Annotated in this window: 14 protein-coding genes; 7 read left to right on the forward strand and 7 right to left on the reverse strand. The window is 63.5% G+C overall.

The window, feature by feature from the left end; translation table 11 throughout:
* Positions 1–4: 4 nt before the first annotated feature.
* The 4 genes from C0V82_RS03635 (at position 5) to C0V82_RS03650 (ending at position 4,172) form a co-directional block, all read left to right on the forward strand.
* Complete coding sequence (locus tag C0V82_RS03635) at positions 5–769, forward strand: ATP-binding protein (protein WP_102111161.1); 765 nt, start codon at positions 5–7, stop codon at positions 767–769.
* Positions 766–1,953, forward strand: a complete 1,188-nt coding sequence (locus tag C0V82_RS03640; RefSeq protein WP_102111162.1) for a PP2C family protein-serine/threonine phosphatase — start codon at positions 766–768, stop codon at positions 1,951–1,953. Before C0V82_RS03635 ends, C0V82_RS03640 begins: the two co-directional genes overlap by 4 nt.
* Positions 1,954–1,955: 2 nt before the next feature.
* Complete coding sequence (locus C0V82_RS03645; protein WP_158659714.1) at positions 1,956–2,297, forward strand: PilZ domain-containing protein; 342 nt, start codon at positions 1,956–1,958, stop codon at positions 2,295–2,297.
* A gap of 99 nt (positions 2,298–2,396) precedes the next feature.
* Positions 2,397–4,172 carry an ABC transporter ATP-binding protein gene (locus tag C0V82_RS03650; protein ID WP_245924140.1) on the forward strand — a complete coding sequence of 592 codons (1,776 nt, stop codon included), beginning with the start codon at positions 2,397–2,399 and terminating at the stop codon, positions 4,170–4,172.
* 1 nt (position 4,173) lies between these two features.
* Here the strand turns inward: C0V82_RS03650 and plsY are convergent, their stop codons facing one another.
* Together plsY and pyrC are read right to left on the reverse strand one after the other, a co-directional pair.
* On the reverse strand, positions 4,174–4,788 hold the full coding sequence (gene plsY / locus C0V82_RS03655; protein ID WP_054168692.1) for a glycerol-3-phosphate 1-O-acyltransferase PlsY: 615 nt from the start codon (positions 4,786–4,788) through the stop codon (positions 4,174–4,176).
* Positions 4,789–4,820: 32 nt separating this feature from the next.
* Positions 4,821–6,107, reverse strand: a complete 1,287-nt coding sequence (pyrC, locus tag C0V82_RS03660; protein WP_102111163.1) for a dihydroorotase — start codon at positions 6,105–6,107, stop codon at positions 4,821–4,823.
* Positions 6,108–6,288: 181 nt separating this feature from the next.
* On the opposite strand from pyrC, the gene C0V82_RS03665 reads away from it, so the two are divergent.
* Positions 6,289–8,829 (forward strand): M10 family metallopeptidase C-terminal domain-containing protein, encoded by a 2,541-nt coding sequence (locus C0V82_RS03665; protein WP_102111164.1) that lies wholly within the window; start codon positions 6,289–6,291, stop codon positions 8,827–8,829.
* Positions 8,830–8,878: 49 nt separating this feature from the next.
* On the opposite strand, the gene C0V82_RS03670 is transcribed toward C0V82_RS03665, so the two are convergent.
* From C0V82_RS03670 to C0V82_RS03685, 4 genes are all read right to left on the reverse strand, one after another.
* Positions 8,879–9,181 carry an SCP2 sterol-binding domain-containing protein gene (locus tag C0V82_RS03670; protein WP_102111165.1) on the reverse strand — a complete coding sequence of 101 codons (303 nt, stop codon included), beginning with the start codon at positions 9,179–9,181 and terminating at the stop codon, positions 8,879–8,881.
* Between the two features lie 88 nt (positions 9,182–9,269).
* Positions 9,270–9,881, reverse strand: a complete 612-nt coding sequence (locus C0V82_RS03675) for a LysE family translocator (protein ID WP_054168688.1) — start codon at positions 9,879–9,881, stop codon at positions 9,270–9,272.
* A gap of 52 nt (positions 9,882–9,933) precedes the next feature.
* A complete protein-coding gene (locus C0V82_RS03680; protein WP_102111166.1) occupies positions 9,934–11,295 on the reverse strand; it encodes a sensor histidine kinase in 1,362 nt (453 codons plus the stop codon).
* The gene (locus C0V82_RS03685; RefSeq protein WP_102111167.1) at positions 11,285–12,706 is read right to left on the reverse strand and encodes a sigma-54-dependent transcriptional regulator; all 1,422 of its coding nucleotides are present in this window, start codon (positions 12,704–12,706) and stop codon (positions 11,285–11,287) included. The genes C0V82_RS03680 and C0V82_RS03685 overlap by 11 nt, the downstream gene beginning before the upstream one ends.
* A gap of 202 nt (positions 12,707–12,908) precedes the next feature.
* On the opposite strand from C0V82_RS03685, the gene C0V82_RS03690 reads away from it, so the two are divergent.
* Together C0V82_RS03690 and C0V82_RS03695 are read left to right on the forward strand one after the other, a co-directional pair.
* Complete coding sequence (locus C0V82_RS03690) at positions 12,909–13,358, forward strand: (2Fe-2S)-binding protein (protein ID WP_102111168.1); 450 nt, start codon at positions 12,909–12,911, stop codon at positions 13,356–13,358.
* Between the two features lie 22 nt (positions 13,359–13,380).
* Positions 13,381–15,567, forward strand: coding sequence for a xanthine dehydrogenase family protein molybdopterin-binding subunit (locus C0V82_RS03695; protein WP_102111169.1), 2,187 nt, complete (start codon positions 13,381–13,383; stop codon positions 15,565–15,567).
* Here C0V82_RS03695 and C0V82_RS03700 read toward each other — a convergent pair whose 3' ends face one another.
* Positions 15,568–16,248, reverse strand: a complete 681-nt coding sequence (locus C0V82_RS03700; RefSeq protein WP_102111170.1) for a class I SAM-dependent DNA methyltransferase — start codon at positions 16,246–16,248, stop codon at positions 15,568–15,570. It lies immediately after the preceding gene.
* Positions 16,249–16,337: the final 89 nt, after the last annotated feature.

A 16,337-nucleotide genomic window follows, 5' to 3' on the forward strand; every position in this document is an offset into this window, starting at 1 on the left:
ACCGATGGTGACTGCCGCCGATCCCTCTGCCGCGCACCCCCACCCGCCATCCATTGGCGGGGAGGTGGCGTCAGCGTTGCTGTGGCGGCTGGCAACCGGTCACGGGCTTCGTGTTGTCGATTGGGCCGTCGAAGCGGCCGAGATGGGGGAACTGACGGCGGCCCCCGATATCCTGGTGGCCTTGCGGGGATGTGTCCGTGACATCGCTGCCACCCTGTCGCTGGGCGGATCGGCCTATGTTGAACTGGGTGATGACACAGACCTGCCGCCGGGACTGCTGACGCTGTTGTCGGGGCCGCCCTGTCTGCATGTGTCCTTGTCGACGGCGACCTGTTTCAGCTTGGATCTGGCACCGCATCTTTGCGCCACCATGGTGGCGCGGGGTTGGTTGTCTGCCGACCGCCGGGCCGATGCCGAAATCTGCGTGCATGAGGCGGTCAGCAACGCCATCGTCCATGGCAATCTGGATGTCCATCAAGGGCCATCCGCCGATGCCGGCGCCTTTGATGGTTTCTTCCGTGCGGTCCAGACCCGTTTGACCGACCGTGCCCACGCCGCCCGCCGCGTGACGGTGGAGGCGGTGGCCGAACCGGACATGCTGTGCATCACCATCCGGGATGAGGGGCGGGGCCACCCCGGCCATGTCCTGACGGCGGTGGAACGGCTGGAGGCCAAGTCGGGCCGGGGTATCCGCATCATGGGTGAACTGGCCGACCGCGTCGCCTTCACTGAGGGCGGGCGTGCCGCCAATCTGTATTTCCGCCGATGATGGAGGTACCGCCCCTACCGGCCCTGGGCCCCAACCGGATCAGCTTTGCCGATTGCCGCGTTCTCATTGTCGATGACAGCCGTTTCAACCGCGAAATCCTGTCGCGTTTCATGCAATGGGTCGGCATCGGTCGCATTGATTTCGCCGGCAATGGAGAGGAAGGGTTGGCCCATCTGCGGACCACCAGCTACGATCTGATCCTGTTGGATACCGACATGCCGGTGATGGATGGGTTGAGCCTTTGCCGCCATATCCGTGCGGAACCGACTTGGGCCGACCTTCCCGTGCTGATGCAGACATCGGCGGCCAGCGACCCAGCAGGCGTCAAATGTTTCGAGGCCGGGGCCAGCGACATCATCACCAAGCCCATAAATCCGGGCGAATGCATGGCCCGTGTCCGTCTGCATCTGGAAAAGCAGTTCTTTTTCCGCAATCTGACGGATTTCCACCGTCGCCTGCAGAACGATCTGAAACTGGCGCGGTCGATGCAGAAATCCCTGATCCCGGACGCCCGTACCATTGCGGGCGCCAGCCAGCGTCACAAGCTGTCCATTGAGGGGCATTTTGAGCCGTCGGATGAGCTGGGGGGGGACTTCTGGACCATTTTCGACTTAGGCGACGATCAGTTGGGCGTGCTGGCGGCGGATTTTTCCGGCCACGGAATTTCGGCGGCCATCAACACTTTCCGATTCCATACCCTGATTGAACGGATACCGCCGCAGGGGTTCGAACCGGTGGAATGGCTGACCATGCTGAACCGGCCCTTGAAGGACCTGTTGCCCGTGGGACAGTTCGCCACCTGCTTCTACGGCATCATCGACAGCCGCCTGGGCACACTGTCCTATGCGGCCGCCGGGGCGCCCAGCCCCATGCTGTTTCATAACGGTCAGGTAACGATGCTGGATGCTAGCGGCCTGATGCTGGGTGTTTCCAACAATCCGTCGCTGACCGCCGATACGGTACCGTTTCCGCGCGGGGCCTCCATCCTGATCTATTCCGACGCGATGACGGAGGCCGATGACAAGGGCGGCCACCTGATCGGGGAGGATGGGTTGCTGCGCCTTGTCCGGCAATGTTTCCCAGGGGGCGAGAACAGGCTTGCGCGATTGCTCGCCGCCTTCGACACTATGGCTGCACGGCCCCTGGCCGACGATCTGACCGCCATTTGCATCAGCAGGGTATGACCATGCCGGCGATGTCCCTCTTCAATTGGTTCAAGGGTCTGTTCAAGCCCAACCGCCGCCGTTACGACCGGCATGCGGTGCAGTTCCCCGTCCGCATCCAGGCGGGCGGAGAGGGGCATGAATGCAACATGCGCGATGTGTCACCCAGCGGGGCCATGCTGGTCGACGCCCCCGACCTGACCATCGGCACCTTGTTGCAGTTGGAAATCCCGCAGATCGCGCTGACCGCCAATGCCCGTGTCGTGCGGCGTACCGAATTGGGAATCGGGATTGAATTCTCCAAGGAAGGCATTGGCGCCATTGTCGCCGGCTGGGCAAAGGGACAGAGCCCGGTAACACCGTAACCGCACGGGAATGCCAGGGTCCTGGACGCCGCCCTTGCGTCGGCGTGATGCACGGGCCATGTGCTATGGTCTTTCGCGTGCCACCCACGGAACCCGACCTTGGCCAAACCGATCATTGTGCCCGCCGTCAAGCGTACGACCCCCACCGGCGCCTTGCTGCGCCGTCTCTCCGGGGCCTATCTGGGGCCATACAAGCCGAAGCTTTTGGCGGCCCTGCTGCTGATGGCGCTGGAGGCGGCGGGGACCGGGGCGGTGGCCTGGGGTTTCCAACCGCTGCTGGATCGCGCGTTCCAGCCGGACAATCACGGTTTCCTGCTGCCCTTCGCGGCCCTGATCATGGCGGCGTTTTTCGTGCGTGGCACGGCGGCCTATGGCCATTCGGTGCTGGTCAACCATGTGGGGCAGCGCATCGTGGCGCGCATCCAGGCCCAGGTCTATGGCCACCTGATCCGTTCCGACCTTGCCTATCTCCATGGCCGTGCCTCCGGACAGTGGATTTCGCATCTGGTCAATGATGTGAACCAGATGCGGCTGGCCGTGTCGGAATGCCTGACCGGGGCCGTCAACCACAGCCTGACGCTGGTCGTGCTGGTCGTTATGATGTTCTATCAGGATTGGCGCCTGGGCCTGATCGCCTTTACCGTGTTTCCCGTTTCGGGCTGGTTCCTGGGGCGTCTGGGCAAGCGTCTGCGCCGCATCGCGACCAGCCAGCAAACGGAACTGGGCAATTTCTCCGCCGTGCTGGGCCAGACCTTCCAGGGTGCCCGCCATGTGAAGGCCTATGGCATGGAAGCGCATGAAGAGGCGCGGGTGGGCATCACCATTGACCGTCTGCGCAAGCTGACGGCCAAAAGCTACCGCACCGGCGCCTCCATGCTGCCCATCAACGAGATTTTCAGCGGTGCCGCCGTCGTTGGTGTCATCATCTATGGCGGTCTGGCCATTGCCGACGGTACCCGCACCGCCGGACAACTGGTCAGCTTCATCGGCTCCTTCATGCTGGCCTATCAGCCCATGAAGGCCCTGACCAAGCTGAATGCGCAATTGCAGGTCGGGCTGGCGGCGGCGGAACGGGTGCTGGGCGTGCTGGACATGCCCCCGTCCATCACCGACCGACCCGGTGCGGCAGCGCTGCCAGCGGATGCCACGCACGATATCCGCTTTGCGGGCGTCCATTTCTCCTATGATGGGGAGAAGGAGGCCTTGGACGGCGTGGATATCATGGTGCCGGCGGGCCGCACGGTGGCCCTGGTCGGGGCGTCCGGATCGGGCAAGACGACGGTCCTGAACCTGATCCCGCGTTTTTATGAGGTCACGGACGGGTCGGTTACCGTGGCAGGGCACGATGTACGTGACCTGACCTTATCCAGCCTGCGCGCCTCCATCGCTCTGGTCGCCCAAGAAACCGCCCTGTTCGACGACACGATCCTGGCCAACATCGCCTATGGCCGCCCCAGCGCCAGCCGGGCGGAGGTGGAGGCGGCAGCCCGTGATGCGGCGGCCCATGAATTCATCATGGAACTGCCCCATGGCTACGACACCGTGGTCGGTGAAATGGGCCTGAAACTGTCGGGCGGACAGCGTCAGCGCATCGCCATCGCCCGCGCCATGTTGAAGAATGCGCCCATCCTGCTGCTGGATGAAGCCACCTCGGCGCTGGACAGTGCGTCCGAACGCGCGGTGCAGGATGCGCTGCGCCGTCTGGCGGCGGGCCGCACCACGCTCGTCATCGCCCACCGGCTCTCCACCATCGCTGATGCCGACCACATCTATGTGATGGATCAGGGCAGGGTGGTAGAGCAGGGGACGCACGCCGAACTGCTGGCCGCCGGTGGGGCCTATGCGCGCTATCAGGCGCTGCAGGGTGGCGCGTAAACTACGCCGCGTCCTTCTTCTTCGCCCCGATCTTCGGCTCCTCGCCCTTCAACAGGCGGGCGATATTGTCCTTGTGGCGGATATAGACCAGCACCGCGATGAACAGGCACAGGCCCGCCACGGCGGGACCGGCCAGGAACCAGGCCACCACCGGGCTGGCCCCCACGGCGATCAGGGCGGACAAGGACGAGATACGGAACAACACCGCCGCCAGCAGCCAGGTGCCGCACGCCGCCAGCCCCACGGGCCAGGAAATGGCCAGCAGCACGCCCAGCGAGGTGGCAACCCCCTTGCCGCCCTTGAAGCCCAGCCAGACCGGGAAGCTGTGGCCCAGCATGGACCCCGCCGCCGCCGCGATCCCGGCCTCCGTACCCGCCACATACAGCGCGATCAGCGTCGCGATGGCGCCCTTGCCGCTATCCAGCAGCAGGGTGGCCAGCGCCAGCGGCTTGTTCCCGGTGCGCAGCACATTGGTGGCGCCGATATTGCCGCTGCCGATCTGGCGGATATCGCCATAACCGGCAAGCCGGGTCAGGACGAGGCCGAAGGGGATGGAACCAAGCAGATAGCCGCCGATCAATGCGAGGATCAGCGGCAGCGGGGAGAGATCGGCCATGGTCTTGCTTCTTGTTTGTGGTCGGTCTGCAATCAGTCGCGGGCGAACACCGTGCGCCCATCTACGATTGTGCGCAAGACCATGCCCTGGACCGGGCGGCGGTCAAAGCAACTGTTCTTGGACTTGGACGCCAGTTTCTCTGCCTCCACGCGCCAGGGCCGGTCCAGGTCGAACAGCACCAGATCGGCGGGGCCGCCCACCGACAGCCGGCCCAGATGACGCAAGCCCAGGATATTGGCAGGAATCGAGGTGACGGCTGCCAGCGCGCGCGACAGCGACATCGCGCCCTTATGCACCAGTTCCAGCGTCAGCGGCAGCAATGTTTCCAGCCCCACCGCACCAAAGGCCGCCTGGGCAAAGGGCACGCGCTTGCTGTCCTGGTCATGCGGATGGTGATCCGACGCAATGGCGTCGATGGTGCCATCGGCCAGCCCCTCGATGATGGCGCGGCGGTCCATCTCGCCCCGCAGCGGCGGCGACAGTTTGAAGAAGGTGCGGTAATCGCCGACATCCACTTCCGTCAGCGCAAAATAGGGCGGGGCGGTATCGCAGGTGACCTTCAACCCGCGTGCCTTGGCCCGGCGGATAACCGCCACGGATTCGGCGGTGGAGATATTGGCGGCGTGATAACGGCCGCCCGTCATCTCCACCAGACGCAGGTCGCGTTCCAGCATGATGACTTCCGCCATGCCCGGAATGCCGGCCAAGCCAAGGCGCGTGGCGATCTCGCCCGCATTCATCACACCGCCGGCCAGACGTGGCTCCGACGGGTGCTGGAAAATCGTCTGGCCAAAGCCGTTGGCATATGAAAGGGCGCGGCGCATCAGGGCCGGGTCGGCGATAGGGCCGCCATCGGTGAAGCCCACGGCCCCGGCCTCGGCCAGCAGACCGATTTCGCTGATCTCCTTGCCCGCCGTCTCGCGCGTGACGGTACCATAGGCGAAGATCTTCACCAGCTTCGTTTCCCGCGCCCGGCGCGCGATGAATTCCAGGCCGGCCTCGTCATCGATCACGGGATCGGTGTTGGGCAGTGCTGCCAGGGCGGTGATGCCGCCGGCCGCCGCGCTGCGGCTGGCGGTCTGGATCGTCTCATTATGCTCCAGCCCCGGTTCACCCACCTGGGCACGCAGGTCGACCAGACCGGGGGCCAGGACCAGGCCCGTGGCATCCACAATCTCGGCACCCGCCGGCAGATCGCGGGCGGCATCCGCACCGATGGCGGCGATCTTGCCACCCATGGTCAGCAGGTCGCCCACCTGATCCAGGCCGCTGGCCGGGTCGATCAGACGGGCATTGCGGTAAAGCACGGGCTGGGTCATGGCGTGGTCGTCTCCCTGGCGTGGTCCGGGGGTATTTACCAGAGGCGGCGGCGGCGCGGCGTGCTGATTTCGCGGGCGGAGGTTGAAAATTGGCAGGCTCATCCATTTGCACTGCTGTCATCGGCCTGCCGGCTTCTGCTAGGCTGATGGCAAGGTTCGTCTTGGCAGGATGTGAAGCATCATGTGCGTTCTGTGCGGCAGGCTTGAGGATTCCCATGCTGTAACCACGGCGGAGCTTGCGGCCAGTGCCACGGCAGCCGGTGCCAAGCCTGCCATTTCCGATGCCGCGTTCATTGATCGCTTGCAGGAGGAAGATGGGGGCGCCTGGGCCCCTAAACAGGTCATCGGCTACAGCTTCCTGACAAGCAGGCCGTCCAGCAGTTCCGGTTCGGACTATACCGGTTTCAACGTCTTTACCGACGCGCAGAAGGAGACGGCCCGGCTGGCACTACAGCTCTGGTCGGATGTGGCGAACCTGACCTTCAAGGAGGATGCGACCGCCGCCGAACGGCAGGGTCAGATCACCTTTGCCAATTCCAGCAGCATTTCCAGCGGTGTCTGGGGCTTCGCCTTTACCTCGGGCACAACCCGGCCCGTCTGGGTCAATTTTGATGGCAGCATGGGCACCTGGGGCGGGCGTACCCCCGGTTCCTATGACCTGACCGCCATGATGCATGAGATCGGGCATGCGCTGGGCCTCAACCATCCGGGCAATTACAATGCCTCGGACAAGGGGGAGGCGACCTATGCCAACAACGCCACCTTCATGCAGGATAGCCGCCTCTACACCATCATGTCCTATTTCAGCGCGTCGGAGGTTGGTGGCAATCACGGTCGCAAATATGCCGCCACGCCGATGATCTATGATCTGCTGGCGGTTCAGGATTTCTACGGCCGCAATTATGCGACCCGGTCCGATGACACCGTCTATGGCTTTAACAGCACCGCCGGGCGCAGCGTTCTGGACTTCACGGTCAATACCCAGCCGGTTGTCACCATCTGGGACGGCGGCGGGCGCAACAGCTTGGACCTGTCCGGTTTCACCAACACATCCAATATCGACCTGCGCCCCGGTTCCTATTCGGACGCTGCCGGTCTGGTCCGCAACCTGTCGATTGCCTTTGCGACCTATATTGCCGATGTGACCACAGGGTCGGGGACCGATACGGTTCGCGACAATGCCCTGGCCAACCGTATCATCACGGGGGCCGGCGACGACGTAGTCACGCTGACCATCGGCAATGATACGGTGGATGGCGGGGCCGGGACCGACCTGTTGCAGCTCCAAGGCAGCAAGGACCTGTACCGCACTGTTGCCAATGCGGACGGGACTCTGACCCTGCGCGGCCCGACCGGCAGCATCCTGGTCAGCAATGTCGAGAATTTCAGTTTCAGCGGATCGGTGGGGCAGACCCTGACCCGGCAGCAGGTGGCCGGGCTGGATTTCAGCAGCATGCTGTATGTCGCGGCCAATCCCGATCTTATCCTGGCCTTTGGCGGCAACCTGACAGCCGCCACCAACCATTGGCTGACCTACGGCAGGAATGAAAACCGCAGCCTGGATGGGTTCAGCGCGCTCGACTATCTGGCCAGCAACAAGGACCTGATCGCGGCCTTCGGCTATGACCTGACCGCCGCCACCATGCATTACATTACCTATGGGTATCGCGAGGGGCGGGCTGTCAAAGGCTTCGATGGGCTTGCCTGGTTGGCCAGCGATACGACGCGCCTGGATACGATCGGGTTGAGTGCTGCGGGCGGCATGATCGACTATATCCAGAACGGGGCGCCCAAAGGTCTGGGCATCACGTTCGACGGTCTTGCCTATGTCGCCTCCTATGCCGACCTGCGGGCCAGCATCGGCATGAATGCCGCCGCCGGGCTGCAGCATTATCTGAATAGCGGGGTGAAGGAATATCGGGAGGTGAAGTTCGACGTCGGCAATTATCTGGCGTCCAACCCCGATCTGGCCCGTGCCTTCGGCTATGACCTGGACCGCGCCTATTTCCACTATTTCTACTACGGTGTGGTGGAGGGGCGGACGGACAAGAGCTTCAATGTCTATGATTATGCCGGTTCAAACCCCAATGTCGTGGCCTCGCTCGGCTATGATCTTGCGGCATTGACCCGGCATTACGTCACCACCGGCTTGGCGCAGGGGCTGGATTCTTCAAAGTTTGACGTTGCCGCCTATGCCATGAAGAACAACATCACGGGCGATGACTGGCAGTTGGCGGCGACCAAGGCCTATCTGGCCGGTAACCGCACGAATGGCACACCCTTCGGCACTGATCAGACGCAGCATCTGCTGACCATTGGCAAGGCCGTGACGGACAGTTTCAGCAATATCGACGATGTGGATTGGTTCACATTCCATGGTGATGCTTACACCAGATATAAGGTCACCGTGGAATTCCTGACGCAATCGAGCAGTCCGACGCTGGCGTCGCTGAGTTTGCGGGGGCAGGATAATGTTTCAGTGATCACGGATTATGGCCGCTATCCGTCCATGTCGACGGAGTTTTTCACCATGGCGGCGGAGGATATCTATATCGAACTGGAGGCTTTCAGCTCCACCTCAAAGGATTATCGCATCACCGTCAGTGTGGTGACCAACTCTTCTGTTGCGGCGGCTCCGATGGAGGCTGTTGCATCACCGGCTGATGCGGTGGTGACCGGCTTGTTCGAGGCCGGTTCCAACAGTCATTACTGGCTGGTGTGACGGGCCTTCGCCCGTCACAACTGGCGACACACTGATCCCGAAGCGGTGATCAATCTTCCAGCATATTGGCCAGCTTCAGGGCGATGCCCATGCTGCCGCTGACCTTCAGCTTGCCAGTCATGAAGGCCAGTGTCGGCGCCAGCTTGCCGTCGGCCAGCTTCGCCAGATTTTCCGGAGAAATGGTCAGCGTCGTGTCCGGTGTGCCGCCTTCGCGGCTGATGGTCGGCGGGGTGGTGCGGCCATCGATGAACAGCGTGCTGCCGCCGCCCAGTTCGAACTTCACCAGCGCGCCCAGGCCGACGAAATTCAGCGCATTGGCCTTCATCTGGGCTTCGATCTGGTCAACGGTCATGACGTTCCCCTTGGTTTTCTAACGTTTACGTAAGCGGAACTTATAACGCAGATGCATTGTCCAGGCAAGAAGGCCCGGCGAGCAGGGATCAGCGGGCTGCGACCGCGACCGCGACACCAGCCATCAACCCGCCCGTGGCACGGTTGACGGTCCGCATGCGCTCCGGCGTGGCGATGAAGCGCCGCGCGCTGTCGGCCAGCATGGCATAGCCCGTCATGATACCACCCAGCACCACGACCATGATGGCGCACAGCTCCACGATGGCCAGTGGCGTGACGGCCTGCAGCGGGATGACCTGCGGCAGGATGGCCAGGAAGAAGACCATGGTCTTTGGATTGCCCAGGGTCAGGCCCAGCCCGCCCAGCACCAGCTTGAAGCCCTCGCCCTTGATCTGCGGCTGTTCGTCGATGCCCTTGGCCGGGGCGCGCCACAGCTTCCACGCCAAATACAGCAGATAGGCGGCACCGGCATATTTGATGATGGTGAAGACAATCTGGAAGCTCTGCGCCAGTACCGCCAAGCCACCCACCACCAGGGCGAACCAGACAAGATCACCGATCACGATGCCAGCGATGAAGGGCAGGGTGCGGCGCGTACCGCTGCCCATGGCGCGCGCCACCACGGCGGCTACGCCGGGGCCGGGGGAGGCGACGGCAACGGCATAGATGCCGACAAAAATCATCAGGGCGGTCAGTTCCATGGCACGGCACCCGCAAACAAGGTTACGGGCGGCAGATTACCACGGAACGTGATCAGAACCGCAATGTGAAGACGGAACCCCCGTCGGGATCGGGGGACAGGTTGATGCTGCCGCCATGGGCCAGCATCACCTGGCGCGCCAGGGACAGGCCAACGCCGGACCCGTCACGCTTGGTCGTGTAGAAGGGGATGAAAATCTTCTCCGCCACGTCGGACGGGATGCCCGGCCCATTATCGCCGACATTGATGACCACATGCCCGCCCTCGTCCAGATGGGCCGTGAGCCGGATACGGTGGTCCCCCTCGCGCGGCTCCATATCGCGCATGGCCTCCACCGCGTTCTTCAACAGGTTGATCAGCACCTGTTCCACCATGTCGGCATCGGCCACCAGTTCAAGCTGCGGCGGCAGGACCAGCACCTCCAAGGTCACGCCATGGCTCTGCGCGGCGGGTGCCATCAGGCGCTGCAAGCGTTCGGTGATCTCCTTCACCTTGATGCGTGACAGCTGCGGCTTCGGTACCGAGGTGAATTGGCGGTAGCGTTCGACAAAGCGCAGCAGGCTGTTGGACCGGCGGGCAACCGTATCAATGGCCATTTCCGCGTCCTGCATCTCCTCTACCAGATCGCTCTGGCCCTCGATCTTTTGCTTCAGGTCGGCCAGCACCCCCTGCGCCGTGCGGGTCAGGGAGGAGATGGGGGTCAGCGAATTCATCATTTCATGCGTCAACACCCGCACCAGATCCTGCCAGGCCCGGACCTCTGTTGCCTCCAGATCGCCGGCGATATTCTGTAAGGATAGCAGCAGCCGGCTTTCCCCGCTAAGGATCAGTTGCGTCGCCGTGACCGTCAGCTGCTGCGGCCCCACCGAACTGCCGGCGGCGACCCGGATCAAGGTGCGTGTACCCGGTGACAGCCGGCGCAGGGCATCGGCAATCAGTACCCCGTCCGTTGTCCGCCGGCTCAACTCCTCCGGCCCCAGCAGGCGGTGGGCGAAATTGTTCAGCAGTTCGACACGCCCATCCTCATACACAGCGGCCAGCGCCACTGGCACATGGTTCAGCATGGCGTTCAGGTAGTCGGCCTGCCGTTCGGAGGTGGCGCGGCTGGCGCGGAACTTGTCCATCACCTGGGTGATCGACGCGCCCAGCTCATCAAAGGCCGACCCCTGGCCCAGTTGGCTGAAGGTCTGGCTGAAATCGGAATGGGCGATAGCGCCCAGGAAACGTGCGACCTCACGGTTGGTCTTGGTCACGGCGCGCAGCAGCCCGCCCACCTGCGCCAGGATGGCCAGGGCCACCAGAAAGCTGGTGGCGCGGTATGTCGTCTCCACCAGCATGATGCCCAGCAGCATGGAGGAGAGTGCCAGCAGTGCCACCCGCAGGGTGACATTCAGCTCGAACCGCCTATAGCCCATGCTTTTCCATCCGGCGATAGAGGGAGGCGCGGGTGATGCCCAGATCCTGGGCGGCGTGGCTGATATTGCCCTGATGCTTGGACAGGGCCTTGCGGATTGCCTCCCGCTCCACCGCTTCCAGATCCAGCGTGTCCAGGACGAGCGCGCCCGTCGTTGCGGCGGCAGGCGCGGCGGTGGGCGCGGGTGCAGCAGGCGCTTGCCCAGCGGTGGAGGGAAGCGAGAAATCGTCGGCCTCCAGCATGGGCCCGCCCGACAGGATCATGGCACGTTCCACCGCATGGCGCAGCGCGCGGACATTGCCGGGCCAGCGCCAGGCCATCAAACGGGGCAGGGCCGCCGGCGACACCTTCTTGGCCGGCATATTGTATTTGCGGGCATAGATGGCGACGAAATGGTCGATCAGGGCAGGGATATCGTCCGCCCGGTCACGCAGCGGCGGCAGGTGCAGTTCGACCGTATTGATACGGTAGAGAAGATCCTGCCGGAACACATCCTCCCGGCCTAACTGCTCCAGCGGCATGTTGGTGGCGCTGACCAGACGGACATCGATGGGGATGGGCTTGGTCCCGCCCACCGGGATCACCACCCGCTGTTCCAGCACCGACAGCAGTTTGGATTGCAGGTACAGCGGCAGATTGCCGATTTCGTCCAGAAACAGCGTGCCGCCATTTGCGGCGACCAGACGGCCGACCCGGTCTTCCTTGGCGTCGGTAAAGGCCCCCTTCTTGTGGCCAAACAGCTCGCTCTCAAACAGGCTTTCAGAGACGGAGCCCAGATCGACCGATACGAAAACCTGATCCCGGCGCTTTGACCGGCGGTGGATTTCCCGCGCGATCACTTCCTTGCCCGTCCCGTTCTCGCCCAGGATCAGAACATTGGCTTCTGTCGGGGCGGCGCGGTCCAGCAGGGCGAAGATGCGGGCCATGGCGGGGGCCGACCCGATAATGCTGTTGGGCGTGCCATCCATGACGGCGCTGGCCAGTTCCTTGGTCGTCGCCGCCGATTGCTGGGCTTCCCGCTTCGATGCGGTCAACTTCAGGGCCGATGACAGGGTGGCCAGCAGCCGTTCATTCTGCCAGGGCTTCAGCACGAAATCGGCGGCCCCCTGCTTCATGGCTTCCACCGCCGTGCCGACATCGCCATAGGCGGTGATCAGCACCACCGACAGGGTCGGGTCAATCTCCACAATGCGTTTCAGCCATTGGAAACCTTCACGGCCCGTATTGGCCCCGATGGCAAAATTCATGTCCAGCAGCACGGCGTCGAAGGTTCCATCCTTCAAAAGCTGCGGAATGCGGTCTGGTCGTGGCTCGGTATGGCAGAGGATGCCTTCGCGTTTCAGCATCAGGCGGGCGGCGACAAGGATATCCTCGTCATCGTCAACGATCAGAACGCGCGGCTGTTCGGCCATGTCTCACCAGAAATCAATGGAACTGTCCGGAAACGTACAGTCTTTGTCGATTGATGGCGAGGGGATATGGGTTTCAGGCCGGTGCCACAGGCTGACATGTTTTGGCACTGCATTTACCGTCCGGAAACAAAATGCCCGTCGCCGGCGGCGGTGGTAGAGCTATCTTGTGACCCAAATAATCCCAATGGCAGAGGGTAAGGCGATGATCGAACTGACCATCAATGGCAAGGCGCACCGGCTGGATGCTGATCCGGACATGCCGCTGCTCTGGGCCATCCGGGACATTGTGGGTCTGACGGGCACCAAATATGGCTGCGGTGTCGCCCAATGCGGGGCCTGTACCGTCCATGTCGATGGCGTCGCCACCCGTTCCTGCTCCATCCCGCTGGAATCGGTCGCCGGGTCCAAGGTCACGACGATTGAGGCGCTGGGCGGCAATCACCCGCTGCAAAAGGCCTGGGAAGAATTGCAGGTTCCTCAGTGTGGCTACTGCCAGTCCGGGCAGATCATGTCGGCCGCCGCACTGCTGAAGGATACGCCCAAGCCGACCGATGCCGATATTGATGCCGCCATGGATGGCAATCTCTGCCGTTGCGGCACCTATCCGCGCATCAAGGCCGCCATCAAGCGTGCCGCCGGCGTCGCGTCCTGAAGCGGGAAGGGAGGATTAAGCCATGGATAGTCATCTGATCCACGATACCGACCTGTCCCGTCGCGCCATGCTGGCCGGCATGGGTGGTCTTGCCGTCGCCATCGCGCTGCCCCTGCCGGTTCTGGCGCAGAACGCGCCGCCGGCCCCGCCGCCGCTGGGCGCTGCCGCCGCCGGTGCCAATGCCCAGGTTGGCATGGTCACCGCCCATCTGGTGGTAAAGCCGGATGGCAAGGTCGTCATCATTTCCCCCACCACGGAAATGGGGCAGGGCACGCACACGGCCCATGCTGCCATCATCGCCGATGAGGTCGGGGTGGATTTCGCCGCCGTATCGGTGGAAACCGCCATCCCCGCCGATGCCTATCGCTGGGGCGGGTCCATGGGGTCGGGTGGCAGCCAGGGCGTGCGCCGCTGGAATGACCATCTGCGCAAGGGGGCGGCCCAGGCCCGTGCTGTCCTGATCCAGGCGGCGGCCAACCGTTGGCAGGTTGATCCCGCTACCGTCACTCTGGAAAATGGCCGTCTGACGCATGCCCCGTCCAAGCGCAGTCTGGGGATTGGCGAGGTTGCTGAAGACGCAGCAAAGCTGACCCCACCCGACAACCCGCCGCTGCGCGATCCGAGCACCCGGCGTTATGTGGGCAAGGATATCCCCCGCCTGGACATTCCACCCAAGGTGCGCGGTGAAACCATCTACAGCATGGATTTCCGCCTGCCCGGCATGCTCTATGCCTGCGCCCGCCTGAACCCTGTTTTCTATGGCGACGTTGCCAGCTTCGACGCGGCCCCGGCCCTGAAGGTCAAGGGTGTGAAGAAGGTGGTGAAGATCACGGGCGGCGTGGCTGTGGTGGCCGACAGCGTCTGGGCCGCCATGAAGGGTGCGGATGCCGTCACCGTCACCATGGCACCGTCCCCACAGGATGGCATCAACAGTGCCGCCCTGACGGCCGCCATGATCGAAGGGCTGGGTGCCGCCACCGCCATTCCCGCCACCGAACGCGGCGATCTGCCGGCGGCCATGAAGGCGGCGGCCAAGACCGTCACTGCCGATTATGCCGTGCCCTATGTCTGCCACGCCCCGATGGAGGTGTGGAGCTGCACGGGCCTGTTCAAGGATGGCAAGCTGGAACTCTGGGCCCCGACCCAGGTTCAGGACCGTTCCCGTCGCACTGCCGCCAGCACCCTGGGCATCGATGCAGAGGCGGTGACGGTCAATACCCTGATGCTGGGTGGGGGCTTTGGCCGTCGCCTGATGGATGAAGGCATTCCCGGTGCGGCCCAGGTCGCCAAGGAACTGGCCGGAACACCGGTAAAGTTCTTCTGGCGTCGTGAGGATGAGTTCGACCGTGGCTATTACCGCCCTGCCCAGATGGCCCGCCTGACCGCGTCACTGGATGCGAAGGGGCAGGTCACGGGCATGGCCATCCGGATCTCCGGCCCCTCCATGCGCGCCGAATTCACCCCCGGCAGCGTGAAGGAAACGGACCTGGACGGCTCCTCCGTGCAGGATCTGTCGAACCTTCCCTACAACCTGCCCAATTTCAAGCTGGAATGGGCCCGCCGGCATGTGCGCGTGACGACGGCCCCCTGGCGGGCTGTCGGTGCCACCCATAATGCCTTCTTCTTGGAATGTTTCATCGATGAACTGGCTGCCGCCGCCGGCAAGGACCCGGTGGCCTTCCGCCGGCAGTTGCTGGCCGGTAACAAGCGGGCGCTGGCCGTGATTGATCTGGTCGCCGCCAAGTCTGACTGGGGCAAGAAGCTGCCCAAGGGCCATGGTCAGGGTATCGGCTTCTTCGCCAGCTTCGGTTCCCTGTCAGCCCATGTCGTGGAAGCGTCGGTGTCCGATGGACAACCGAAGATCCACAAGGTCACGACGGTGCTGGATTGCGGCGACGTCGTTCTGCCCGATGGCGCGCGCAGCCAGATGATGGGGGGCGTGATCATGGCGCTGTCGGCGGGCCTGTATGAGGCAGTGACGGTGAAGGATGGCCGTGCCGAACAGCGCAATTTCGACAGCTACCGCCTGATGCGCCATTCCGAAGCCCCGCCCGTCATCGACGTCCATTTCATCAATTCGGGGGAGGCGCTGGGCGGTGTCGGCGAACCGGGCCTGCCACCAACCTTCCCGGCGGTCGCCAATGCCCTGTCAGCAGCCACGGGCAAGCGGCTGCGGCAGTTGCCTCTGGTGGAGGCGCTGCAGGTCTGATCAACCCCGCAGCACCCATGTTTTCAGCATCGGTCGGCCCTGGTGGCGTTCCCATTTCGGGTTCAGCGCTGCCAGGGCCGCATCGCCCAGTACATCAACGCTCTGTTCCACGCAAAGCCCGGCCTCTGCCGCCGCATGCTCCACATCGCTGACGCTGTGCGGATATCCGGCCAGCGCCACCTCGTCCCCGTCGTCGGTTTTGAAATGCGCGAAGGTGCCACCCGCCGTCCGCTCCGGATGGATTTCGGAGATGTAGAAGGGTGCGCCGGGTTTCAGAAGTGCTTTGATCCGGGTAAAGAACCCAGGCAGATCACCAATATGTTCGATGACGAGGGCGGTCAGCGCCGCGTCGAACGGTCCGCCGGGAACGGGTGTGCCTCCCATCACATCGCCCTGGATCAGCGTGACAGGCAGCCCGGCCAGCTTGGCCCGCGCTTGAGACAGCATGCCGGGCGATAGGTCCACCCCCGTCACTCGGTTGCCGGCCAACGCCAGGCGCTGCGTGTGCCGGCCCGTCCCGCATCCGACCTCCAGGATGTTCAATCCCGTCAGGTGCGCCCAAAGCGGCGGGAAGGCCAAATCATCCGCCGCCACCGTCGGGTTGGGATAGCGGTCATAGAAATCTGACCAGCGATCATAGCCGGCCTGATTGGTGCTGACGGTTCTGTTGTGATCATTCACGGCGCATCTCTCCCCATCTTGCGTTCACCTGTACGCAAAGGGGCGTAGATTTAGATCCCGCATTCGGAAAGCAGCGCCACTGCGGGGCC

Source organism: Niveispirillum cyanobacteriorum, from assembly GCF_002868735.1.
GTDB classification, from domain to species: Bacteria; Pseudomonadota; Alphaproteobacteria; order Azospirillales; family Azospirillaceae; genus Niveispirillum; species Niveispirillum cyanobacteriorum.